The 24,772-nt window shown below is 66.1% G+C and carries 19 protein-coding genes; 9 read left to right on the top strand and 10 right to left on the bottom strand.

What is annotated here, in order from left to right; translation table 11 throughout:
• Both DFR52_RS06430 and DFR52_RS06425 read right to left on the bottom strand, forming a co-directional pair.
• On the bottom strand, positions 1-483 hold the full coding sequence (locus tag DFR52_RS06430; RefSeq protein ID WP_158284875.1) for a TRAP transporter small permease: 483 nt from the start codon (positions 481-483) through the stop codon (positions 1-3).
• A gap of 71 nt (positions 484-554) precedes the next feature.
• Complete coding sequence (locus DFR52_RS06425; protein ID WP_110031013.1) at positions 555-1,568, bottom strand: TRAP transporter substrate-binding protein; 1,014 nt, start codon at positions 1,566-1,568, stop codon at positions 555-557.
• 128 nt (positions 1,569-1,696) lie between these two features.
• Here DFR52_RS06425 and DFR52_RS06420 point away from each other — a divergent pair, with 128 nt between their 5' ends.
• The 4 genes from DFR52_RS06420 (at position 1,697) to DFR52_RS06405 (ending at position 6,135) form a co-directional block, all read left to right on the top strand.
• Positions 1,697-2,863, top strand: coding sequence for a mandelate racemase/muconate lactonizing enzyme family protein (locus DFR52_RS06420; protein WP_110031012.1), 1,167 nt, complete (start codon positions 1,697-1,699; stop codon positions 2,861-2,863).
• Entirely contained in the window at positions 2,850-3,584 is a 735-nt protein-coding gene (locus tag DFR52_RS06415; protein WP_158284874.1) for a FadR/GntR family transcriptional regulator, read from the top strand. Before DFR52_RS06420 ends, DFR52_RS06415 begins: the two co-directional genes overlap by 14 nt.
• A 747-nt stretch (positions 3,585-4,331) precedes the next feature.
• Positions 4,332-4,847, top strand: coding sequence for a phosphatidylglycerophosphatase A family protein (locus DFR52_RS06410; RefSeq protein ID WP_110031010.1), 516 nt, complete (start codon positions 4,332-4,334; stop codon positions 4,845-4,847).
• 193 nt (positions 4,848-5,040) lie between these two features.
• Positions 5,041-6,135 (top strand): TRAP transporter substrate-binding protein, encoded by a 1,095-nt coding sequence (locus tag DFR52_RS06405; protein WP_110031009.1) that lies wholly within the window; start codon positions 5,041-5,043, stop codon positions 6,133-6,135.
• Between the two features lie 52 nt (positions 6,136-6,187).
• On the opposite strand, the gene DFR52_RS06400 is transcribed toward DFR52_RS06405, so the two are convergent.
• Both DFR52_RS06400 and DFR52_RS06395 read right to left on the bottom strand, forming a co-directional pair.
• Positions 6,188-7,579 carry a TRAP transporter large permease gene (locus tag DFR52_RS06400; protein ID WP_110031008.1) on the bottom strand — a complete coding sequence of 464 codons (1,392 nt, stop codon included), beginning with the start codon at positions 7,577-7,579 and terminating at the stop codon, positions 6,188-6,190.
• Positions 7,579-8,157: a TRAP transporter small permease subunit gene (locus tag DFR52_RS06395; RefSeq protein ID WP_110031007.1), complete on the bottom strand. Its 579-nt coding sequence runs from the start codon at positions 8,155-8,157 to the stop codon at positions 7,579-7,581. Before DFR52_RS06395 ends, DFR52_RS06400 begins: the two co-directional genes overlap by 1 nt.
• A gap of 333 nt (positions 8,158-8,490) precedes the next feature.
• On the opposite strand from DFR52_RS06395, the gene DFR52_RS25140 reads away from it, so the two are divergent.
• A complete protein-coding gene (locus DFR52_RS25140; RefSeq protein WP_483423387.1) occupies positions 8,491-8,673 on the top strand; it encodes a small membrane protein YohP in 183 nt (60 codons plus the stop codon).
• Positions 8,674-8,921: 248 nt separating this feature from the next.
• Here the strand turns inward: DFR52_RS25140 and DFR52_RS06385 are convergent, their stop codons facing one another.
• Positions 8,922-9,392 (bottom strand): SRPBCC family protein, encoded by a 471-nt coding sequence (locus DFR52_RS06385; RefSeq protein WP_110031005.1) that lies wholly within the window; start codon positions 9,390-9,392, stop codon positions 8,922-8,924.
• A complete protein-coding gene (locus tag DFR52_RS06380; RefSeq protein ID WP_110031004.1) occupies positions 9,382-9,732 on the bottom strand; it encodes an ArsR/SmtB family transcription factor in 351 nt (116 codons plus the stop codon). The genes DFR52_RS06385 and DFR52_RS06380 overlap by 11 nt, the downstream gene beginning before the upstream one ends.
• Positions 9,733-10,146: 414 nt before the next feature.
• Here DFR52_RS06380 and DFR52_RS06375 point away from each other — a divergent pair, with 414 nt between their 5' ends.
• Entirely contained in the window at positions 10,147-18,396 is an 8,250-nt protein-coding gene (locus DFR52_RS06375) for a G8 domain-containing protein (protein ID WP_110031003.1), read from the top strand.
• A 319-nt stretch (positions 18,397-18,715) separates the two neighbouring features.
• Here DFR52_RS06375 and DFR52_RS06370 read toward each other — a convergent pair whose 3' ends face one another.
• Complete coding sequence (locus DFR52_RS06370; RefSeq protein WP_110031002.1) at positions 18,716-19,201, bottom strand: MarR family winged helix-turn-helix transcriptional regulator; 486 nt, start codon at positions 19,199-19,201, stop codon at positions 18,716-18,718.
• A gap of 104 nt (positions 19,202-19,305) precedes the next feature.
• Here DFR52_RS06370 and DFR52_RS06365 point away from each other — a divergent pair, with 104 nt between their 5' ends.
• On the top strand, positions 19,306-19,752 hold the full coding sequence (locus DFR52_RS06365; protein WP_110031001.1) for a VOC family protein: 447 nt from the start codon (positions 19,306-19,308) through the stop codon (positions 19,750-19,752).
• A gap of 90 nt (positions 19,753-19,842) precedes the next feature.
• On the opposite strand, the gene DFR52_RS06360 is transcribed toward DFR52_RS06365, so the two are convergent.
• The 3 genes from DFR52_RS06360 to DFR52_RS06350 are packed head-to-tail and all read right to left on the bottom strand — an operon-like array spanning position 19,843 to position 22,913.
• A complete protein-coding gene (locus tag DFR52_RS06360) occupies positions 19,843-20,535 on the bottom strand; it encodes a GntR family transcriptional regulator (RefSeq protein ID WP_110031000.1) in 693 nt (230 codons plus the stop codon).
• Positions 20,522-21,697 carry an acetylornithine deacetylase gene (gene argE, locus DFR52_RS06355; protein ID WP_110031166.1) on the bottom strand — a complete coding sequence of 392 codons (1,176 nt, stop codon included), beginning with the start codon at positions 21,695-21,697 and terminating at the stop codon, positions 20,522-20,524. Before argE ends, DFR52_RS06360 begins: the two co-directional genes overlap by 14 nt.
• A 31-nt stretch (positions 21,698-21,728) precedes the next feature.
• Positions 21,729-22,913 (bottom strand): M24 family metallopeptidase, encoded by a 1,185-nt coding sequence (locus tag DFR52_RS06350; RefSeq protein ID WP_110030999.1) that lies wholly within the window; start codon positions 22,911-22,913, stop codon positions 21,729-21,731.
• A gap of 197 nt (positions 22,914-23,110) precedes the next feature.
• Between DFR52_RS06350 and ehuB the strand changes: the two genes are divergently transcribed.
• Both ehuB and ehuC read left to right on the top strand, forming a co-directional pair.
• Positions 23,111-23,959: an ectoine/hydroxyectoine ABC transporter substrate-binding protein EhuB gene (ehuB, locus tag DFR52_RS06345; protein ID WP_110030998.1), complete on the top strand. Its 849-nt coding sequence runs from the start codon at positions 23,111-23,113 to the stop codon at positions 23,957-23,959.
• A 147-nt stretch (positions 23,960-24,106) separates the two neighbouring features.
• Positions 24,107-24,772 (top strand): ectoine/hydroxyectoine ABC transporter permease subunit EhuC, encoded by a 666-nt coding sequence (ehuC, locus tag DFR52_RS06340; protein ID WP_110030997.1) that lies wholly within the window; start codon positions 24,107-24,109, stop codon positions 24,770-24,772.

Genomic DNA, 24,772 nt, shown 5'->3' with positions numbered 1-24,772 from the left:
TCAGAATCCCTCTTCCGGAGTGTCGTCGTCCGAACCGTCGCGGATCAGCCGGACAAAGTGGTCCGCGGCAAACAGCGCGGTCAGGATTCCGAACACCGGCAGCGCGACCTGCACATAGGCGATGGGTATCTGCAGCGCGGGCGAGAGCGACGTCCAGTTGAGCTGCATCAATTGCCACCCGCCGATGCCCAGCAGGACGGCGAAGACGAAAAGGCCGGCATCGCCCACAAGCTGGAGCGGCCGGCGCCATTGCCTGCCGGCGATCTCTTCCAGCAGGGTGATGGTCATGTGGCTCCCCCGGCGCGCGGCGATCGCGCCGGCGATGGCCACCATCCAGATGAAGCCATAGCGCGATGCCTCGTCGATCCAGCCCAGCGAATTGGCAAAGCCGTAGCGCAGCACCACCTGCAGAAAGGTCAGCAGCACGAAGCCGCCAAAGATGGCCGTGACGATCACCCCGGCCAGTCGTTCCAGAAATTGCATGCCATCCTCCGTCCGATCCGGACGGCGGGGGTGCGCCCCGCCGACCGGATTCTTGTCACATGTTGCCGGTGTCATGCCAGCAGCATGTCGACCAGTGCTTGCCCCTCGGCACCGAGCGGTTTGATGAGCGGCTCCCAGGTCGGAATGACGATCTGGCGAATTTCGGTGACGTCAACCGCATTGACCTCCAGGCCGCCCTCGCGCATGGCAGTCAGGGCCGCGGCGTTGTCGGAGCGTGCGCGGGTGCGTTGCGCCTGGAAGGCGGCCACGGCGGCGGCCTGAACCGCTGCCTGTTCTTCGGCCGACAGGCCGCCGAAGACGCGGTCACCGATCACGAGATGCAGCGGGTTGTAGAGATGTTGCGTCAGCGAATAGTACTTCGACACCTCGTTGAACTTCTGCTGCGTCACGGCGGACGGCGTGCCCTCTGCGCCATCGACCACACCGGTCTGCATCGACGTATAGACGTCGGAATAGGGAATCGGCGTTGGCGCCGCGCCCAGCGCCGTCATCGGCAGGATGTGAAGCTGTGCCTCGGGTACGCGAAGCTTCAGCCCGGCGAAATCTCCGGCCGACTGGATTGGCCGAACGGTGTTGAAGACCGACCTCCAGCCCAGTTCGCCCCACGCCAGAATGCGCATGCCGGCCTGTTTGGCCAGGGCTTCCGACAAGGCCGCCGAGAAGGCGCCGTCCAGCAATTTGTCGGCATGGGCGTCGTCGCGGTACGAGAAATACAGCGCCGCCGCCACCATGATCGGCGCGATGTTGGCGGAGTAGTCGGGTCCCGACGAGGTCATGTCGACCGAGCCCAGCTTGATCCCCTCGTAGAGGTCGCGTAGGTTGCCGAGCTGGCCGGCCGGAAAGACCTTGACCTCGACCGCGCCGCCCGTCGTCTCGGCCACGCGTTCGGCGAAGTCGATATAGCCCTTGTGGGTGGCGCTTTCGGTCGATTCGATGTGTGCCGCGCGCAGCGTCTTGCTCGCTTGGGCGCGGGCGATCATCGGAGCGCCCAGCAGTGCCGCACCGGCCAGCCCGGACTTCAGGATCATGCGACGCGTCGGCGTCAGCGCAGGATTGTATTTCATGTCGGTTCCTCCCTTTCAGCTCTCGCCCCCTCTGGGACGACCGGTTTAGACTTGACGTCCAAAATTGTTCCTGTCAAGAGATTGGTTGGACCACTGGACCAATATCATTTCGGAAAGGACAGCCACGCATGCGAGGACAGCACCCGGCCAACACCCGCGTCGCGGCTTTCGACGTATCTGTGTTTCGCGTGCCGCTGGCCAAGCCCTGGGTTTCTGCTGCCCACGCGATCACCCATCACGAGCACATCTTGGTGGACATATCGCTGGAAGACGGGACCACCGGCACCGGCTGGAGCTCCACGATGGGCAATGGCGGCATCGCGGTCGCCGCGCTGGCGCGGAGCTATCTCGGGCCAATGCTCATTGGCCGCGACATCCACGACCACGAGGCTCTGTGGAACGAGTTGTGGCGCCGCAGCCATCAGCCCGGACCGGGAGGGATCGCGGCGCTGGCGGTGGCGGGTTTCGACCTGGCGCTGTGGGACCTGCGCGGAAAGCTGGCCGGCCTGCCGGTGCGCAAGCTCATTGGCGGCGCCGCCGACAGCCTCGAGGTCTATGCCAGCGCGGTCAACCTGCACTTGAGCGATGCCGCGCTCGTCGAACAGACCCGCGGGTTTCTCGACGCCGGCAATCGCCTTTTCAAGATCAAGGTCGGACGTCCCGAAATCGAGGATGACATGGCGCGGATCGCCGCGGTGCGCGAGGTGATCGGAAGCCGGCCGTTGATGCTGGATGCCAACCAGCGGTTCAAGCCGGGGGAGGCCCTGCGCCGCATACAGGCCTATGCCCGCTTCGATCCGGTCTGGATGGAAGAACCCATGGCCTCCGACGACATCGACAGCCATGCCCGTCTGGCGGCAGTCTCGCCGGTGCCGATCGCCCTGGGTGAGGAGGTGTCGACGCGCTACGAGTTCTGGCGCTATGTCGCCTCGGGCGGCGTGCATTTCCTGCAGCCCAACGTCCTCAAGGTGGGCGGCATCACGGAATGGCTGAAGATCGCGCATCTGGGCAATTGCGCCAACCTGACCATCGCGCCGCACGGGACACTGGAATCCTCGATCATTGTTGCCGCTGCCATACCGGGGTGTTATCCAGTCGAGAACATTGACGGAGGCAGTTTCATGGATCAGGGCATCGCCGAGTTTTCCGCCGTGCCGAAGGATGGCCGTGTTGCGCTGTCGGACATGGCGGGTCTCGGCGTCGTCTTCGACCGGGCCGCCCTGGAGCCGTTCCGTGCCGGCTCCGACACGACGGTCCTCCTGGCGGATCCGGCGGCATTCTATGGACAGGATTAAGCCGCTTCAGCCGCCGGGGAGTCGCCTCGTCCGCCAGGTCCGTGTCTATCGGCAGATCGCCGACAACCTGGAATCCCGAATCGCGCTGGCCGAGTTTGAACCCGGCCAGCGGCTGCCGACCGAACGCGATCTGGCGCGCGATTATCGCGTGTCCCGCACCTGCGTGCGAGAAGCCCTGCTGGCGCTGGAGATCTCGGGCCTGGTCACCATCCGGGTCGGCGCCGGTGTCTTCGTCAATGCGCCGCCGTCACCGGACGCGACGCCGACACGGCCGCATGCCGGGATGGACCAGCACAGTCCCAGCGACCTCATGCAAGCGCGATTGGCCCTGGAGCCCGAAGTCTGCGGCCTGGCCGCGGTCAACGCGACGCCCGAGGACATCGAGACGATCGAGAGCTTCCTGCAGAAGATGCGCGAAGAGCATCGCATGGCCACCGAGACCGAACAGGGCGACAGGGAATTCCACTTCGCCATCGCCCGCGCCACCCAGAATCCGGTGCTGGTTCAGTTGATTCACCGCTTGTGGGACGAGATGACGGGCCCGATGTGGCAGGGTCTTCAGAAGCACGTCCGCAGCCCGATCCTGCGGCTGCGCTGGATCGAGGATCATGAGGCTATCGTCAATGCCCTGCGCAGCGGCGAGCGCCGCCGCGCCCATACAGCGATGCGCGCCCATATCAGGAACGTGGTCAGTGCGTTCGACAAGGCACGCTTCCCCTGATCCTGCCGCGCACCAGTTCCAGCTTTGCGTGGTCAAGATCCGTATCCGCTTGCAGATGAAGCTCAAATTCAGCTCGCGCTGGCCTGAAGTGGCCCCAGTCTGCTGACATGCAGCCGTCGCGGCCCTGCACGTCGCCTCCGCACGCGGAGGAAAAGCCGACGTCCGCTCAACACCGACCTCTGCGCGGCGGTGCCTCCTGGCGGGGGAGCGAGAGCGGGCCGCTGCCCCACCTCACGTCTTTGGCTGAGGACATGAGCGGCACGGCAATGGGCGCGCCAACGCCGGCCGTGGCGACCGGCCCGGGCCCGGCAGATCCGGTGCCGCGAATTGCCGGGCCGGACATCGGTTAGACATAATTCGCACATCAGACGAGCACCACGATCGTGAGCCACAGCGTCGCCATCGATCTGAAGAGCAGCCTCGGCAGGACGCCGAGCCTCTGAGCCGCCTGCCAGACGCAGCGCCAGATAGAGACGTTGTAGGGCAGCGGCAGCACCGGGACGAGCACTATCAGGCAGACCGAATTTTGCCGCAGCCGGCAGCAGCGACAGCGCCAGACAGCCGAGGTGGATGGCCGCGCCCGTTACGATCATGTCGCGCCAGACCAGGGTCCGGGGCGGGATCAGGCCTCCAGCCGAGCGGAGAGAAATGTCACGCCACTTGCCCCGACCATCCCGGTGCGCCATCATGCACCGCCGGGTACAGCAATGCGCCCCGAAGCAGACCGGAAATGCGGAAGTCTGACCAGTGGAGCATGTTTCCGGCTTTTACGTCCTGAGCCCGCCCGGTGACGGCCTGGCTCCGCCGTGGCAGTGGCTGCCCGCAACCTGGTTCGGCGCCGGCCTCGTTGTTCCGCTGCGCGCCGGGCTTGCGGTCTTCGCGCTGGTGCCGCTTCTGCTGGCGACGATCAGGTTGCGCCGGTATCTGCAGCCGCTGCTGGCGCTGGACATCTTCATCCTGGGTGTCCACGTCTCGTCCGCAATCGAGCTCGCCACCGGCGTGAAGGACGACCGCAGCATCGTCGTCGATGAAGTGGCAGCCTTCCTGATCGGCGCCTCGCTCATCCGCCAGCCGTGCTGGACGATGCTGGTCCCGTTCGCGGGCCTCTTTCTGTTTTTCGACCGCCTCAAGCCATGGCCGATGGCTCATGTCGAGCGACTGCCATCGGGCTGGGGCGTGATGCTCGATGATCTTTTCCCAGCCCTGCTGATCGGCGTCGCCCATGCCCTGGTCAAGCATGTCCGCAACCGCCGCTCCGGCTGAACGGGCCCGGTGGCTGCGGCCGGGCCAGCCCGCGCGGCGGATGTATATCTGAAATCAATCAGATACAACCTTGGCCGGATGGCGTTTCCGGCATGGACACGACACCGGACCGCGGAGTATGTGTCGGTCGCAAGCGCGTCTGTGAGGTTTCAGTCACGCTTTTTTCGAGCCTATTCTATCCGGAGGAAACATCATGGATCGTCGTTCATTCATCCGCGGCGCCGGCATTGTCGGCGCGGGCGCCGTTGCCACGGGCCTTGCCGCCCCGGCAATCGCACAAGGCAACATCACCTGGCGCATGGTCACCACCTGGCCGAAGAATTTTCCCGGCCTCGGCGTCGGCGCGCAGCGGCTGGCCGATCGCATCACCACCGCATCGGGCGGCCGGCTGACGATTCAGGTCTATTCGGCAGGCGAGCTGGTTCCGCCGCTGCAGTCGCTCGACGCGGTCATCGACGGCACCGCCGAAATGAGCCATGGCGCAGCCTATTACTGGCAGAACAAGTCGCCGGCGCTGTCCTTCTTCACCGGCGTCCCCTACGGCATGACCACGCCGGAGCTCACCGCCTGGGTCCGCTTCATGGGCGGCCAGGAGCTTTGGGACGAGATCTACGACCAGTTCGGCGTCCAGGGCTTCCTGTCGGGCAACACCGGCACGCAGACCGGCGGATGGTTCCGCAACGAGCTCAAGAGCCTCGCAGACGTCAAGGGCATCCGGTTCCGCACGCCGGGCCTCGGCGGCCAGGTCTGGGAGAAGCTCGGCGCAACGGTGACCAACATGGCGGCCGGAGAGATCTTCCAGGCGCTGCAGTCGGGCACGCTCGACGCCGCCGAATTCGTCGGTCCCTATAACGACCTGGCGCTCGGCTTCTACCAGGTCGCCAAGAACTACTACATGCCGTCCTTCGTCGAATCGGGCCTGGCGACCGAACTTGTCGTCGACAAGAAGAAGTACCAGGAGCTGCCCGCCGACCTGCAGGCGATCATCCGCGACGTCAGCCAGGCCGAATATGACCAGGTCTCTGCCGACTTCATCGCCAACGATCCGCGCGCGCTCAAGACGCTGGTCGAGGATCACGGCGTGATCGTGCGCAACTTCCCCGACGACATCATGGAAGCCGGCGCCAGGGCCTCGGTCGAAGTGGTGGAGGAACTGCGCAACAGTTCCGACCCGCTGGTCAAGAAGACCACCGAGAGCTTCCTCGAGGCATTGGCGCTGGTGCGCACACGCACCGAAAAGATCGATTCGCCCTATGTGATGGCGCGCGAGAAGTACCTCAAGTACTGAAGCCGCGTTCAACGCGAAGGAGAGGGGCCCGGTGGAAACACCGGGCCCTTTTTCATCCCGCCACCAGGCGCGGCAGCCAGGTGACGATTTCGGGGAACATGAACAGGATGGCGATCGCCACGATCTGCAGCATCACGAAGGGCACGATGCCCTTGTAGATGGCGCTGGTGGGCAGGCCGGGGGGCGCCACGCCGCGGAGATAGAACAGCGCGAAGCCGAAGGGAGGCGTGAGGAACGATGTCTGCAGGTTGACGCCGACCAGCACGCCCAGCCAGATCGGATCGACATCGAGGGCCAGCAGCACCGGGGCGGTGATCGGGATGACGATGAAGATGATCTCGAAGGTGTCGAGGATGAAGCCCAGGAAGAACATGATCAGCATCACCACGGCGACCGCCGCCATGGGACCGCCGGGCAGATTGCTCAGGAACTCGTGCACCAGGTTGTCGCCGCCCATCATCCGGAACACCACCGAGAAGACCGAGGCGCCAAGCAGGATGACGAAGACCATGCTGGTGATGGTCGCGGTGGCGATGACGGTTTCCTTGAGGATGGTCAGCGACAGGCGCCAGCGCAGCGCCGCCAGCACCATCGCGCCCACCGCGCCGACGGAGGCCGCCTCGGTGGGGGTGGCTATGCCGCCGAGAATCGAGCCCAGCACCGCAAGGATGAGCATAAGCGGCGGAACCAGGGCCACGAGAACCTCCCGGAAGAGGTCGCCCTTTTCCTCGGGCGGCACCGGCGTGGCAGGGCAGGAGGCAGGGTCTGTGACCGCCTTGAACAGGACCCAGATGAGGTAGAGCGAAACCAGCAGCAAGCCGGGGAGCAGCGCGCCGGCGAACAGGTCGCCGACCGAAACCGGTACCGGGGCGAAATTGCCCTTGGACATCTGCACCTGGCTGTTGATGCCCGAGAGCATGTCGCCCATGAAGATCAGCACGGTCGACGGCGGGATGATCTGGCCCAGCGTGCCGCTGGCGCAGATCACGCCGGTGGCGAGCTTCGGGTCGTAGCCGGCGCGCAGCATGGCCGGCAGCGAGATCAGCCCCATCGTCACGACCGTCGCGCCGACCACGCCGGTGGAGGCTGCGAGCATCGCGCCGACGATGATCACCGAGAAGCCAAGCCCGCCGCGAAGATTGCCGAAAAGCTTGCCCATGGTCATCAGCAGCTGCTCGGCGATCTGGCTTCGCTCCAGCATCACCCCCATGAAGATGAACAGCGGCACGGCGACGAGCACCTCGTTGGTCATGAAGCCGATGTAGCGGTTGGGGAGCGAGCCGAAATTGGAGGGATCGAAGACGCCCAGCGCCATGCCGACGCCGCCGAACAGCAGCGAGACGCCGGCCAGCGTGAAGGCGACCGGAAAGCCGATCAGCAGGAAGCCGATCACGCCGAAGAACATGAGTGCTGCGAGGATTTCGCCCATCAATACCGGATCCATCAGGCGTCTCCCTTGGCAGGATTGGTCAGGCCCTGGTCGGTCCGGTAGCGGATCGACTCCGGAACCAGTCGGTCATGGCCCGACAGCACGAGGATCGACCGGATCGCCATGGCCAGGCCCTGCAGCGCGATGAGCGCCGCAAAGGCGATGATGAAGCTCTTGAGAATGAAGAGCCCGGGCATGCCGCCGACATTCGCAGACGCCTCATGATAGCTCCAGGCGCGAAGCACGAACGGCATCGAATACTGGTAGACCACCCAGGTAAACGGCAGCAGAAACAGAAACACGCCGACCAGGTCTGCCAGCGCGCGCGTCCGCATGCGCGCGGGGCGGTAGAAGATATCCACCCGGACATGATCGTCGCGAAGCAGCGCGAAGCCCGCCACCGCCGTGAACATCGCGCCGTTGAGCCAGACATAGAGATCCTGCATCCAGAGATAGCTGGCCGAGAAAAGGTAGCGCTGGACGACGACCGTGAAGCAGACGACGACGATGGCCAGCGACAGCCATGCGAATGTGCGGCCGATGACCAGGTTGACCGCGCATATCGCTGTGGCAATTCCTGCAAGGAAACGCATTTCTCCCACCCAATCCATCGATCCGTTTTGACCGGCCCTCAATCGAAGCGCGGGGCGCAAAAGTCAAGGACCGATGCCCCAGACGGGCCGGACACGGTCCGCTTTTGCCGCACTGTGGCGGCGGGCGCACAAAACCGACCTGGCGCCCCGGCCCCGAGCCGGTGTCCGGCAGCGCCGCGGAGGCGGCGCGGCGATGTCGGGGACAGTCTACGTCCGGCAGCGGATCACGCCTGTGGCATCGTGCCGAAAGTCAACTGTCCCCACCTCCGCAATTGGCCTCCCGGCTCGCAGACGCTCGCCACTGGATGCCGGCTCGGGGGCCGGCATGACGGGATGAGGGTCGCCCGGAGGACCAAGCCGTGTGAGCCGGATCGGAACAATGTTGGCGCCCGCGCGTTCGTCGATCATCTGCACACAGGAGATTTTGGAATGCTCAAGTTCATTGGCGGCACGGTCGGATTCATCTTTCTCGTCGGACTTCTCGTCATCGTCGGCATCCTGATGCTGATTTTCTGACGGGGTCGCGGCGCCGGCCTGACTCCGAGGCCCGGCTTGCCGGTATCCTGCGACCCCGGCCCGTTGCGGCTCCAGCCCGCTGCGGCAATGTTTGGGTGGGCCGGACGATATCTGCGCACCGCTGCTTGATCACGGCGATGCGCCCGAGAAGGGTCAAGGTGACAATCGGTCGTCAACAAACAGAGCTCAGGGCGGAAGCGAAGCGGGCGGGCGAGATGATCGCCGCCGGCGGTCACGATCAGCCCCGGTCACGCGGAGCGCCCGACGAAGGCTGCGAGCTGGTCGGCCACGGTGCCCCAACCCTCGTGGAATCCCATCTCCGCATGCTTTCGCGAATCCGCGGCCGTCCGGTGCAGGACGCGGGCGGCGTAGCGGGTGCCCCGGCCTTCGGGGGTGAAGGTGATGATCGCGGTCAGCGCCAGCCAGGGCTCGACCGGGCGCCAGCCTTCGGCGAGCGCCGTGGTCCAGACCAGGCGGGCGTCGGCAACGACGTCGAGAAAACAACCCTCCACATGGGGCTGGAACTCGCCGCCGCCCTCGCGCATGCGGGTCTCGAAGCCGCCGCCGGGCCTCAGATCGAGCTTGACCACCCGGCATTCGAGCGGCGCAGGGATCCACCACTGCGCCAGGTGCTCGGGCCTGCTCCAGGCAGCAAACACCCGGGAGGGCGGGGCATCGATGAAGCGGTCGATCGTCAGTTCGGATGTCTCAGTCGTCATGGTCCTCACTCCTCGGCATGCGGGTTTCGACATAATCGGCGAGGCGGTCGGCCGCGGCCTGCCACTCGACCCGCTGCTGCGCGAGCCAGGATTCGGCGGCCGCGAGCCTGCCGGCATCGATGCGGCAGGTGCGCACGCGGCCCCGCTTCTCGGTCCGGATCAGGCCGTCCGCCTCGAGCACGCGCAGATGCTTCATGAAGGAGGGCAGCCCCATGGCAAACGGCCTGGCCAGTTCGCTGACCGGTGCCGGGCCACGGGTGAGCCGGCTCACCACGGCGCGCCGCGTCGGGTCGGCCAGCGCGTGGAAGGCGGAATCGAGATCGGATGAATGGTTTTCCATATGGAGAACCATAGCAAAAGTTTTCCATATGGCAAAGTGATTTTGCCGAGGGCGAGGTGGGGTGCCGAGTTGGTGGGGCGGCGCAGCCAATCGAGGCGTGAGAGAAGATCAGCTGTGGATGAAGCGGATTTCCGGCGGCCGCGGCGAGCGACCCGGTTCTCTCGCCGGCTCATCCTCTCATTGGACGCGCGGCCCATCCTCTCCCGGGAAGTCCAATGCAGGCTGCTCCGCGCGATCCGGCCAGAGCGCGATGGCTGCCCTCCGCAAACGGGGTGCTCACAGTCCGATGAAAATTACGCTGAAAAAACACAGGATTGGCGGCCGAGAGGGCGCGTGTTAACGCTTGGTTGACGTTGCCTGATTCCCCGCCCTCACTGAAACCTTCCGTGGCTTCCGGGAGGGGAGACTGTCTGCATGGCCCCCACCTTGTCCGTACGCGTGGCGCTTCTTCGCCACGGCGCGACTTCCTCCTGCCGGAATGCCGGGGTGGAGCGGCACCGCTCGCTGATGCGGCTCGGCGTCGCCGGCGCGGCGCTGCTTGCCGGAGCGGGCGCGGCGGCGGCGGATGACGTGAGCTGGATCAACTCCAGCACGGTCGAGATGCGCTGGGAAGACGGGGGTAACTGGAGCGGGGGCACCGTGCCTGCGCAAGGTGACACCGTCACCATCGCAACCGGCAATTCCGGTCTCTACACCGATGTCACAGTCGAAACGGTCAATATCGAGAGCGGCACTCTGTGGATCAACCGGAACGCCGAGCTCAACGCCGACACCGTCGAGGTGACTGGCGGCCGGCTGGCGCTCAGCCAGGGCAATCCGGCGGCCCCGAACAATTCCGGCCCGCAGGGCATCGCCAACATTTCGACGCTGCTCACCATCAGCGGCGGCACGGTCGAGCGATTCGGGCTGATCGAGCTGGGCGATGCCGGCACGGTCATCCAGTCGGGGGGAGAAGTGCTCAATCCGGTGCAGATCCATACGCCGTCCTACGTGCAGACCGGTGGCGCGATGGTGGGTCTGGTCACGGCCTCGACCTACGCCATTTCCGGGGCAGAAGGCGTGGCGGCGACCCATATGGCGGGCACCGTCACGCTCGGCACCGAGTTCACCATGGCCGACGGAGCGCTGGTGAGCGGCACGGTGGCCGGCGACGGCAACGCCACCATGCTGCAGACCGGCGGTACAATGGACGGAAGTGCCAGTGGCCTCACCAGCTACGCGCAGACCGGCGGCACCATCCAGGGCCAGATCGGATACACGGAGACTTTTGACCTGTCGGGCGACGGCACCGTCGTCTGGGGAGCGCAGCTGGTCGGGGACAGCGGGGCAGTCTTCGAGCAGAGCGGCGGCACCATGGGTGGCACCGTGCAGTTCGAAGACGGCGCCGGCATTTCGAAATATGTCCAGACTGGCGGCGAGATGACCGGCACGGTCACCACGGGGACCTACGAGGCCTCGGGTGGCACCATCGTGGTCCACAGCAATGTCGGTTTTTCCGAGCTGTTCGCGCTGTCCGGTGACGCCAGTCTCGGCGACATCTATCTCATTGGCGATGGCGACGCGGCCATGACGCAGTCGGGCGGGACCATGGGCGCCTGGGTCAGCGGCATCGAGACCTACACCATGACCGGGGGCACCATTCTCCAGGCGACCGAAGTCGTCACAGACGCCTTTGTGCAATCGGGAGGCACCATCAACGACATCACCGAGGAAAACGACTGGAGGGCGACTGTCAGATTTGCCACGGAGTACGAATTGTCGGGCGACGCGACGATAGGCCTGGCGAATCTGATCGGCGGTGCCGATGCAACCATGACGCAGTCGGGCGGCACCATGGGCGGCCATGTCTATTCGGAGACCGAATCCGAGACCATCGCCAAATATACCCAGACCGGCGGCGACATGACCGGCCAGGTCACCACCGAGACCTACGAGGCCTCGGGCGGTACCGTCAGCGGCAGCGTCGTTTTTTCGGACCTGTTCGCGATGTCCGGCGATGCCGTGGTCGGTGAAGGCTACTCCCTCATCGGCGATGGCGACGCCCTCATGACGCAGTCGGGCGGGACGATGGCGGGCGGCGTGAGCGGCATCGCGACCTATACGATGTCCGGCGGGACCATCACGGGCACTGTCGATTTCACCGATCATTTCGAGCTGTCGGACGGGCGGATTGAATATGTCGACATCGTCGGTGACATCGATGCGACCATGACGCAGTCCGGCGGCAGCATGGGTGGTGCCGTCTGGTCCCTCGATACCGATGACTACACGATTGCAAAATACACCCAGACCGGCGGGACCATGAACGCCGAGGTCTATGCGCGCACCTACGACGTGTCGGGTGGCAGCGTGGACGGAATGGTGAGGTTCTCGGAGCTGTTCGCTTTGTCGGGCGATGCCACTGTCGGCGATCACTACATCTGGGGCTATGGCGCTGCGGTCGCGACGCAGTCCGGCGGAACCATGGGCGGCGTGGTCTCCGACATCACCGGTTATACCCAGTCCGGTGGGGCGATGACCAACTACGTCGCGACCGAGGACTATGCGCTGTCGGGCGGCAGCATTTCCGGCACCGGCCACGTGGATTTCACGGACCTGTTTACGCTCTCGGGAAGTGGTGAGGTTCTGGCCGAAGGGACTCTGTCGGGCGACACCACTGCGCAGATGGCGCAGTCGGGCGGCACGATGAGCGGGCATGTCAACGGCATCACCGGCTACACCCAGTCGGACGGTACGATGGACGGCAAGGTCGATGCCGCTGACTACACCCAGTCGGGCGGCACCATGGGCGGCGAAGCCACTGCGCAGACCTATGCGCTCGCGGGCGGCACGCTGTCGGGAACGGCCAATTTCGGGACCAGCGCCACGCTGTCGGGGACCGGCAGCGTCACCTCGACCGGCAAGCTCATCGGCGATGGCAGCGCCACCGTGGCGCAGACCGGCGGCGCGATGGACGGCACCGTGACCGGCGTCACCGGCTATACCCAGTCGGGCGGCACCATGGGCGGCGAAACCACTGCGCAGACCTATGCGCTCTCGGGCGGCACGCTGTCGGGCACGGCCAATTTCGGGACCAGCGCCGCGCTGTCGGGAACCGGCAGCGTCACCTCGACCGGCCAGCTCATCGGTGATGGCAGCGCCACCGTGGCGCAGAGCGGCGGCGCGATGGACGGCACCGTCAGCGGCGTCACCGGCTACACCCAGTCGGGCGGAACCATGGGCGGCAAGGTCACGACCGGCAGCTATGAACTCCTGGGCGGCGTGCTGTCCGGCGACGTCACCTTCTCGACCCTCTTTGCCCTGTCCGGCGATAGCGTGGTGACATCAAGCACCCAGCTGACCCAGACCGGCGGCAGCATGGACAGCACGCTATCGGGCATCGCCAGCTATACGCAGTCGGGCGGCGCCATGGGCGGTGATGTCACGGCCACGACCTACACCCTGTCCGGCGGAACGCTGACCGGCAAGGTCGCGGGATTCTCAAGCTTCGAGCTTTCCGGAGACCCGTCAGATGTGATCGTGACGGGCACATTGATCGGGGCCAGCGGCTCGACGGTGACGCAGACCGGCGGGAAGATGAACGGCAATGTCAGCGGCATCGCCACCTATGTTCAGCAGGAACGGGTCGGTTCCGCGGCCGTCATCAGCTTCTCGGAGCTCTATGACATGGTCGACGGCCAGGTCGATACGGGCGCGAAGATCATCGGCGGCGCGGGCTCGGTGATGACGCAGAGCGGTCCTGGCAAAATGGGGGGCTCCGTCACCGGCGTTGCCAGCTATACCCAGACAGCAGGGACGATGAACGGCTCGGTTTCGACCGGCGACTATACGCTGTCGGCCGGAACGGTGTCGAAGACGGTCAACTTCTCCGGCGCGTTCACGCTGGGGTCGATCGACGCCAACAGCGCAGGGCAGGTCAATGGCTCGGCCGTGCTGACCGGCGGAGCGGGTTCGACCATGACGCAATCGGCCGGCAGCATGAAGGGCACCGTCAGCGGTGTCAGCAGCTACACCCAGACCGATGGAACGATGGGCGGGGCGCAGGATGGCAAGCCCAACGTCATCGTCGGCAAGGTCGGCACCGGCACCTACGATCTCTCCGGAGGCACGGTCGGCGGCCAGGTGAATTTCTCGACGCTGTTTGCGCTCAGCGGCACGGGCGATGTCGCCTCCACGGCGACGCTGACCGGCGGCAGCGGCTCGACGATGACACAGTCCGCAGGCACCATGGGAGGCACCGTCACCGGGGCAGCGACCTATGCGCAGTCGGGCGGGACGATGAGCGGCACGGTTTCGACCGGCAGCTACGAACTCCTGGGCGGCGTGCTGTCCGGCGACGTCACCTTCTCGACCCTCTTTGCCCTGTCCGGCGATGGCGTCATGACATCAAGCACCCGGCTGACTCAGACCGGCGGCAGCATGGACAGCACGCTATCGGGCATCGCCAGCTACACGCAGACCGGCGGGACGATGAGTGGCGCCACCACTGCCGCCAGCTACACGCTCTCGGCCGGAACCCTTTCGGGTGACGCGAACTTCTCGACCCTGTTTGCCTTGTCCGGCAGCGGCGATGTCACGGCGGCGGCGGAGCTCACCGGCAACGGCGAGGCAGTCATGACGCAGAGCGGCGGCACGATGGCGGGAACCGTCACCGGCGTCACCAGCTACACGCAGTCGGGCGGGACGATGAGTGGCGCCACCACCGCCGCCAGCTACACGCTTTCGGCCGGAACCCTTTCGGGTGACGCGAACTTCTCGACCCTGTTTGCCTTGTCCGGCAGCGCCGACGTCACGGCGGCGGCGGAGCTCACCGGCAACGGCGAGGCAGTCATGACGCAGAGCGGCGGCACGATGGCGGGCACCGTCACCGGCATCGCCAGCTACGCCCAGTCGGGCGGGACGATGAGTGGCGCCACCACCGCCGCCAGCTACACGCTTTCGGCCGGAATCCTTTCGGGTGACGCGACTTTCTCGACCTTGCTCGCGCTCTCCGGCACCGGCGGCGTCACCTCGACGTCGCAGCTGACCGGTGGCAGCGGTTCAACCATGACTCAGAGCGGCGGCACGATGGCGGGCACCGTCACCGGCATCGCCAGCTACGCCCAGTCGGGCGGGACGATGAGTGGCGCCACCACCGCCGCCAGCTACACGCTTTCGGCCGGAACCCTTTCGGGTGACGCGAATTTCTCGACCCTGCTCGCGCTCTCCGGCACCGGCGGCGTCACCTCGACGGCGCAATTGACCGGCGGCAGCGGTTCGACCATCACGCAGAGCGCCGGTACGATGGCGGGCACCGTCACCGGCATCGCCAGCTACACGCAGTCGGGCGGGACGATGACTGGTGCCACCACCGCCGCCAGCTACACGCTTTCGGCCGGAACCCTTTCGGGCGACGCGGATTTCTCCACCCTGTTTTCGCTGTCGGGCACCGGCGAGATAAGTTCGGCGGCCGAACTCACCGGCAGCGGTGATGCGGCCATGACGCAGAGCGCCGGCACCATGAACGGCAGCGTTGCGGGCGCGAAGACCTACACTCAATCGGGCGGCACGATGAGCGGCGACGTCGCCGCGGCGAGTTTTGCGCTGTCCGGCGGTACGCTCTCGGGCGACGTGGATTTCTCCACCCTGTTTTCCCTGTCCGACACCGGCAGCATCGCCTCGACAGCGCTGCTCGCCGGCGGCGCGGGCGCCACGATGACGCAGAGCGGCGGCACGATGGACGGGACGATCACCGGGATCGACAGCTACACGCAATCGGGCGGGACGATGACCGGCGACGTGACGACGCTCGCCTACAACCACGTCGGCGGCAGCGCCAGCGGGACGATCGACGTGGCGACCTACAGCCTCAGCGGCGCCTCGGCCAGCTGGAGCGGGACGATCACGGCGTCGAGCGCGTTCAATCTCGGCTTCGACGGCGGCACGGCGACGATCGGGGCAAAGCTCTCGGGCGCCGGAGACCTGGTGAAGAGTGGCACGTCGACGGTGGTTCTCGCCAACTCCGCCAATGATTTCAGCGGCAGCGTGGCCATCAATGGCGGCGTGCTGGAAGTGCGCGATGCGGCGCTGCCGGGCGAGGCCACAGTTACCGTCGCCGACAGCGCGACGCTGCGGTTCAATACGGCGGCGGGCGTCAGTGTCGTGTTCGACGGCATCATGACCGGCGACGGCGGGATTCTGGACAAGACCGGTCTCGGCACTCTGACGCTGGGCGGCGACATCGAGCTCGGGGCGCTGCTGGTCAATGGCGGCGTGCTCAACATCGGCAATGGCGAGCCGGAAGAGGCGTCGTTCCAGTCGGCCTATATCGGGGTTGGCGCGACGGTCTATGTGGCGAGCGGCGCCACACTGCGCATCCGCATTCCGCAGAACATCGCCAACTTCGGCACCCTGGTCAACGACGGCACGGTGTATGACGACCTCGACAATGCCGGCTGGTTCGAGAACAACGCGCTCTATGTGGCCAACCTCGCCAGCAATACCCACGACATCCACAACAACCTGCGCTGGGAGGGCGATGTGCTCACCAACAATGGCTGGATCTTCAACAACGATGACGCGACCTGGGTCGGCGATATCGTCAGCAATGGCCCGCTTGACCCCAATGGCAGGCCCGGCCGCATCGCCAATGCCGGCGGCACCTGGCAGGGCGATATCCTCAGCAATGCCGGTCACATCATCAACGACAACATCGCCGACGAAAGCGACTTCGGCTACTGGTTTGGCGACATCTACAGCAACACCAACTGGATCTTCAATGGCGGCGGCGGCATCTGGGAAGGCGACGTCATCACCAATGCTGGCCGCATAGACAACGGCAAGTCGGCGGTCTGGACCGGCGACGTGCAAAGCAACGCCAGCACGGTCTGGAATGGCGGCATCTGGACCGGCGGGGTGCTGGGCAATGCCGGCACCCTGCACAATGCGGGCGGCACCTGGAACGGCGCTGTGGAGGCCAATACCGGCCTGATCATCAACATCGCCGGCAGCGACGCCAACGGCCCGACCGGCGGGTCGACCTGGATCGGCGACGTGACGACCAATGCCGGCAGCATACTCAACGCCGCCGACAGCAGCTGGAGCGGCAATGTGCTCGCCAACAGCGGCACCATCGCCACGCTCGGCCTGTGGACCGGCGATTTCAGCAATGCGGGCCGGGTGGTGGCCGAGAACGAGATCATCGGCGCGTTCTCCAACAGCGGGACGCTGAGATTGTCGGGCGATCTCTCCGGCATCACCGCGCTGTCCAACAGCAGCACCATCGACATGAAGGGCCGCGGCGTGCAGGTGCTCAGCGTCGCCAGCGCCAGCTTCGAAAGCGGCTCCTTTCTTGATGTCGGGCTTGATTCCGACGGCAATTCCGACCAGGTCGCGGTCGCGGGCCTGGCGACGCTCGGGGGCACGGTGCGGATCTCCAACAGCGGCGCGGCGCACGGCAGCGGCCCGTTCACCTTCATCACCGCCGGCAGCTTCAGCGGCAGCTTCGACGCCGTGACCACGGACCTGGCGTTCCTGGCGCCGCAGCTGTCCTACGGGTCCGGCTCCGTCTCCGTCGCCGTCCAGCGCAACGATATCGGCTTCTCCACCACCGGGGTGACCGGCAACCAGATTTCGACCGGCACCGCCGTCGAGGCGCTCGCCGCCGGCGATGCGGTCTATGACGCCGTGCTGTGGCTGACCGAGGCGGAGGCGCAGTCCGCCTTCGACCAGCTTTCGGGCGAAGTGCATGCCTCGCATGCAAGCGCCGCGGTGGAGAGCGCCGCGATGATCGGCCGGATGGCCTCCAACCGGATCGACAAGGCCTTTGCGGCCTTCGGCGAAACCGAGGCGGATGCGCAGCCCGGCAGCAACGCCGTGTGGGGCCGGATCTACGGCGCCCGCAGCCTCGTCGAGGCGGGCAGCCAGACTGCCGGCGCCGAGACGCTCAACGGCGGCATGGTGATCGGCCTCGACGGCATGGCCGGGGTCTGGCGGCTGGGGCTGCTGCTGCAGGGCGGCACCTCGGAGATGGAGATCGGCGCGCTCGATTCCTCGGCCAGCAGCGACGACTATGGCTTCGGCGCCTATGGCGGCCGCCAGTTCGGCGACACGCTTGTGTCCTTCGGCGCCGGCTACACGCGGCATGACACTTCGACGACCCGTCAGGTCGATTTCACGGGCTTCTCCGACACGCTCAGCGCCGATTACGCGTCGGGCACGGCACAGGCCTTCGCCGAAGTCGCGCACCGGTTCGATCTCGGCGCCGTCTCGCTGACACCCTTCGCCGGGCTCGCCTATGTCCGCCACGCCACCGACGCCTTCACCGAAACCGGCGGCGCGGCGGCGCTGAGCAGTGCGGCCAATGTCAGCGAGGCGACCTTCGCATCGCTCGGGCTCGGGGTGGAGCGGCAGGTCACGGTCGCCGACGGAATGCTGCTGACCGCCAGCGGCTCGCTCGGCTGGCGGCATGCCTTCGCCGAAACGCCGATCTCGGTGCAGCGGTTCGGCAGCGGACTGGCGTTCGAGATCTCGGGCGAGCCGGTGGCAAGCGACATGCTGACGCTGGGCGGCGGACTCGCGCTCGACATCGGCGGCGGCACCAGCCTCGACCTCACCTATGCGGGCCAGATCGGCAGCGGTGCCCAGACCCATGCCCTGCAGGGCACCTGGTCGAAGCGGTTCTAGAGCATCCCGCGATCAGGCGGAATCGCCTGATCGGAGATAAGATGACCTGGATTCAAAGAGACAGAGGGTTCTTTGTGCGCCCTGGCTGTTCGCAATTCTGCATGTCGTGACCCCGAAACCGCCGCGCGGTTTCGGGCAACATAAATCAGGGAGCAGGCCCTGGCGACGCACACAGGCGTTCCAGCGTGGTGCGTTCCGCGGTCGCTCGGGATGCGCATCCCGACAGGGCCGGACGGATCGTTCGGCGACGGGCGCAAACGGCTTTCGATGCCTTGTCGACAGTCGCGGCCAGCACGGCCGGCCCGGTCCGTGAAGAGCGTCAGCCGCCGCCGCCGCCCTGGCCGCCGGCCTCCGAGAGTCCGTTCAGATCCGATCGCAGGCGCTCGGGATCGGATAGTGTCGTCTCGATCTCCGCGTGCAATTTCCGCCAGATCGGCACCGCCGCCGCCAGGACCGACCGGCCGGCCGGCGTCAACCGCATGAGCCGGACGCGACGGTCGCCCGGATCGGCCAGGGTGTCGACGAGGCCAAGTCGATGCAGGGGCTTGAGATTGGCGGTGAGCGTTGTGCGGTCCATCGCCAGCAGCGCCGCGACGCTGCCGAGGGTCGGCGGTTCGGGCCGGTTGAGCGCATTGAGCAGCGAGAACTGGCCACTGGTGATGCCGGCCGGCCTGAGTGCCACGTCGAAGCGACGGGCAAGCGCCCGCGCCGCCCGCTGCGCATGCAGGCACAGGCAGGTGTCGCGCACCAGAAGCGTGGTCGCGTAGTCATGGTTGGCGGGGGCCGGGGCGGCGGGCAGGGTCATCTCGGGCTTGACATCCGTGGCATCTTTACGTTGATATCAACGTAAATCCGGACAAGTCAACCGGCGCGACATGCAAGACAGGCGCCCATCGAGAGGAGACGACCATGAAGATCGTGACCAGCCTGAGCTTCCAGGGCCAGTGCCGCGAGGCATTCGAGTTCTACGCCAGGGTGCTGGGCGGGAAGATCACCGCCGCCATGGCCTATGGCGATGCGCCCCCCGACATGCCGATCAGCGACGAGAAGTACAAGTCATGGCTGATGCACTGCTGGCTCGAGGTCGGCGACCAGGCGCTGATGGGCGCCGACATGGACGCAGGATGGGCGCCCAACATCGGCAGGCCCAAGAACGGCTTCGACGTCACCCTGCACACCGGTGACAGCGCCGAGGCAAAACGCTGGTTCGATGAGCTCGCCGAAGGCGGCACCGCCGTCATGCCGTTCGGCGAGACGTTCTGGTCGCCCGGCTTCGGCTCGCTGATCGACCGCTTCGGCATCCCCTGGATGGTCAATGTCATCCCGCCCGCCGACTGGAAGCCCGCTCAGGGCTGAGCCTGTGCGGATGCCAGGAGAGCTGCCGCCAGAGGCCGGCGCCGGCGCCGGGTTGACCCGCGTCTGTGCAATCCGCCGCACCGACTCAGGTCAACCGGTCGCCCGGCGCAGCCTCAGGAAGCTCATCGAAATGTGGGCGCGGCGGATGAGGCCCACCGAGCGGATGTCGCCAAGGGCGACGGCGGCCTGGATGTCGGCGGTCTCGCGGGCGAAGATGGCCACTTCGTCGGCGAGGTCCATGTGCGGGATCGACTTGAGCCAGATGCGGGTGGTCTGGTAATAGAGCCGTTCCGAGATCTCCCTGAGCGGCTCGTTGTCGGTCAGGAGCAGCAACGCGTCCCAGAACTCGCCGTTGATGCGGGTGAATGCACGCGGGTCGGGCGCCTTGATCAGTTCGTGCGCCTGGTCGCGCAGATGGCGGAAGAGGGCGAGGGTGGCGGGCGAGGGCGGCACCGGCGAGAGCTTGCCGATGAGTTCGGCCAGTTCCATGCGCAGATGATAGACCTGGGCCATCTCCTCGATGTCGACATCGGTGACGATGGTGCCGACGCCATGTTCGGAGCGCAGCAGGCCTTCCGCCTCGAGCCGGCCCAGCACGCGCCGAAGCGGCGTGCGGCTGACGCCGAACTCGGCCGCCAGCACTTCCTCGCTCAGCCGCGAACCCGGCGGGTAGTCGAGCAGGCAGATCCGCGACCTCAGCTTCCCGTAGAGCGCGTCGAAGCGCTTGCGCGCGGCGCTCTCGGGCGGGGAGGTCTTGCTGCGGGCGGGTTTACGGGGAGCCATTGTCTCGCGGTGTCTCGAGTTTCTCTGCCAATCCGGTTAGCATGTTGAGGCAGCGTTGCAACTGCTCGATGGCGACATATTCGTTCTGCTTGTGGGCCTGGTCGATCGAGCCCGGGCCGCAGACGACAACGGTCATGCCGAATTCCTGGAAGATGCCGGCCTCGGTGCCGAACGGCACCACGTCGGCTTCGGTCTCGCCGGTGAGTTCGAAGACGATGCGCCGGGCTTCGTTGTCGGACACCGGCTCGAGCCCGGCGATCTCGCCGATGGTGGTGGTGACGATGTCGGCTTCGGGGGCGATGGCGTGCATGGCCGGCAGCAGCACGTCGCTGCAGTAGCTGGCAAGCTCCGCCTTGACCATGCGCGCGTCGGCATTGGCGACCGGACGCATCTCCCATTCGACATGGCAGTGGCCCGGGATGACGTTGCGGGCGACGCCGCCATGGATGTGGCCGGCCTGCAGGGTGGTCCAGGGCGGGTCGTAACGGCTGCCGGCCGGCGCGCGCGCCTTCATCGCCTCGCCGAGTTCCATCATCCTGGTGATGTAGCGCACGGCGTATTCCACCGCGTTGACGCCGCGGTCGGGCGCCGAGCCGTGGCCGGGCCGGCCGGTGAAGCTGGTGGTGTATTCGAAGCAGCCCTTGTGGCCCTCGATCACCTTCATCATCGTCGGCTCGCCGATGATCGCCACCGAGGGACGGAAGCCGCTGGTCTCGAGCTCGCGCACCAGGTGGCGGGCGCCGAAGCAGGCGGTCTCCTCGTCGTAGGTGAAGGCGAAATGCACCGGACGGCGGAGGTCGCGGCGGGCGAATTCCGGCGCCATGGCCAGCGCCGCGGCAATGAAGCCCTTCATGTCGCAGGTGCCGCGGCCGTAGAGCCGGCCGTCCTCCTCGCGCATCTCGAAGGGGTCGCCGATCCAGTCCTGGTCAAGCACCGGCACCACGTCGGTGTGGCCGGAAAGCACGATGCCGCCGTCCTCCTCGGGGCCGAGACTGCCGAACAGATTGGCCTTCTGCCCGGTCTCGTCGCGCATGATCATGATGCGCGCACCGCATTCGGTCAGCCGTTCGGCGGCATAGGTGATCAGCTCCAGATTGCTGTCGATGGAGACGGTGGGGATGGCCACCAGATCGCGCAGGATCGCGACGGTCCGGTCTGTCATGCTCATGGCTGCTGGGTCGGTCACTGGTTGGTCAATCCTTGACAAACATCTTGCGCGGGCGGTCGCAGAGGCATTCGGCGGCGCCGTCCTCGCGGATGAGGATGCTCTCGGTGATCTCCATGCCCCAGGTGTCCATCCAGAGGCCGGGCATGAAGTGGAAGGTCATGCCGGGCTCAAGCACGGTTTCGTCCTCGCTGCGGAGCGAAATTGTTCGCTCGCCCCAGTCCGGCGGATAGGAAATGCCGATCGGGTAGCCGCAGCGGGCGCCGCGCTCGATGCCGGCGCGCTCCAGGGGGGCTGCCAGCGCATTGGCGATGTCGCAGGCGCGGTTGCCCGGGCGCGCCGCCTCAAGGCCGGCTTCGAGCCCTTCGACCAGGGCCGCCTCGGCGCGCAGGATCTCGTCGCCGGGCTTGCCCAGGAACACGGTGCGGCAGAAGGGGACATGGTAGCGGCGGTAGCAGCCGGCGATCTCGAAGAAGGTGCCCTCGCCCTTGACGAAAGGGCGGCCGTCCCAGGTCAGGTGCGGTGCGGCGGCGTCCGAGCCGCTCGGCAACAGCGGCACGATGGCCGCATAGTCGCCCCAGTGGCCGTCGGCACCGCGGACCGCGTCGCCGAGTATGCTGGCGACCAGCTCGTTCTTGGCCATGCCGGGCTCGATGCGCTCGACGATGCCGTCGACGATCTTCTCCGAAATCCGTGCCGCCCGGCGCATGAAGGCGATCTCCTCGGCGGACTTGACGCCGCGCTGCCAGTTGACCAGCGCCGTGGCGTCGATCAGTTCCGCGTGCGGCAGCGCCTCGCGCAGGGTCAGATAGGCCTTGGCGGAGAAATAGTAGTTCTCGAGCTCCAGGCCGATGCGGCGGGCGCCGCCGCCGGATTCCTTGATGATGTCGGCCAGGTGCTGCATCGGATGGCGGGTCGCCGACTGCACGTAGTTGTCGGCATAGGGCCGGATGCGCTCGCCATCCATCCAGACGGTGCGGACGGCGCCGTTGCCGTCCTGGCGGCGGCCCCACCAGACCGGATCCTGGTCGGGAAACACCAGCACGCCCTGGTGGACGTAGAAGGACCAGCCGTCATAGCCGGTGAGCCAGGCCATGTTGGAGGGGTCCTCGACAAACAGAACGTCGATGCCGCGCTCGCTCATGGCGGCGCGGACCTTGGCCAGCCGTCGGTCATATTCGGCGCGTGAGAACGGCAAATCCAGTGCGGCCATAGGGCTCTCCATGAGGGGCGGTTTCTGCGTGATTTTTAGGCGTTGTGCACAACGAGCATTCCACGTTGTGCACAACATGCACGAAAAAACCGGAAATGAAACGAGAAAATCCATTTAAGGATTGACTTTTTTTGACGTTCGGCAAGAGTTGTATATAACGTGACCAAAAAAGGCACGCAACCAGCCAGGAGGGCACAATGAAAAGCCGATTTCTAACCGGACTATTCGCCACCGCGGTGATGACTTTCATCGTCGCAGCGACGGCCTCGCAGGCCGGGGAACTGAGTGACCGGATTGCCAGCGGCGAACCGGTCCGCCTTGGTTTCGCAAACGAAATTCCATTCGCCTATCCGGGCGAATCCGGCGAGCCAAAGGGCTTCGTCAACGCGTATGTGCTGGGCGTGCTCGGCACGATGGGGATCGACAAGGTCGAGCCGGTCGTCACCGAATGGGGCGGCCTGATCCCGGGTCTCAACGCCAACCGCTTCGACATCATCACCGGCGGCATGAACATTCTCAAGAGCCGCTGCGAGAACATGGCCTTCTCCGAGCCGATGGGCACAATGGGCGACGCCTTCATCGTTCCCAAGGGCAATCCGAAGGGGATTTCCAATTACCAGGACATCAAGGACAAGGACGGCATTCTTGTTACCGGCGCCGGCTACAACTCGGTCGAGGCGGCCAAGAAGGAAGGTGTGCCGGACGACAAGGTGATGCAGGTTCCCGGACCGACGGAAATTCTCGCCGCGGTCAAGGCCGGTCGCGCCGACGCCGGCGCCGTGACGTTCTTCACCGCGCAGAACCTGGCCAAGGAATCCGATGGTGCGCTCGAAGTCACCGATCCGAACGCACTGCCGGAATGGACCAAGAACTGGGTCGGCATCGGCTTCCGCGAGGCAGACCGGGATTTCCTGGCCAAGTTCAACGAGGCTCAGGCCAAGTATCTGGGCTCACCCGAGATGATGAAGGCGGTCGAGGAATACGGCTACAGCGAGGCGCAGCTGCCGGGCGACGTCAAGCTCGAGTGGGTCTGCGCCAACCGCTAGGGCGCCCTGCGGGTGCCGGACGCCCGCACATTCGGGGCGGGCCTTGCCCGCCGGCCGAGGCGGAGAGACTGAGTTGCGGCCCGCCCTGCGGGCCGCGACCGACATGCCGGTCACGGCGGCCATATCTTTTCGGATGCGGAGGCTCGCATGAGCTATATCGAGTTCCTGACGACCTATGGTCCGAGGCTGATGACCGGCACGCTCATCACAATCGCGCTGACGGTGCTGGCCGGCCTGCTTGCGGTCGCCATCGCCTTTGCCGCGGCGCTGATGAAGCTGTCGCCGAGCATGGTCGTGCGCGGCATTGCCACCACCTATATCGAGATCTTCCGCGGCACATCGCTGCTGGTGCAGCTCTACTGGATCTTCTTCGTGCTGCCGCTGTTCGGCATCACGCTGGAAAAATTCACCGCCGGCTATATCACCGTGGGCATGAATCTGGGCGCCTATGGCGCCGAACTGGTTCGCGGCGCCATCAAGTCGGTGCCGCGCGGCCAGTGGGAGGCGGCCCTGGCGCTCAACATGTCGCCCGCCAAGCGGATGATCCGCATCATCCTGCCGCAGGCGATCGTGGTCATGCTGCCGCCATGGGGAAACCTGTTCATCGAACTGCTCAAGGGCACGGCGCTGGTCTCGCTGATCGCGGTGGCGGACCTGATGTTCCAGGCCAAGCAGATCAACGGCTCCACCTTCCTGTCGGCGCAGTCCTTCGGCACGGCGCTGATCATCTACTACATCGTCGCCCGCTTCGGCATCACGCCGTCGATGCGCTGGCTCGAGCGCCGCTCGCTGCGCATGCTGGGGAGGGGCTGA

The sequence above is a fragment of the Hoeflea marina genome (genome assembly GCF_003182275.1).
Lineage (GTDB): Bacteria > Pseudomonadota > Alphaproteobacteria > Rhizobiales > Rhizobiaceae > Hoeflea > Hoeflea marina.
The sequence above is the reverse complement of the archived record's forward strand: the minus strand, read 5'-3'. Positions and strand labels throughout refer to the sequence as shown.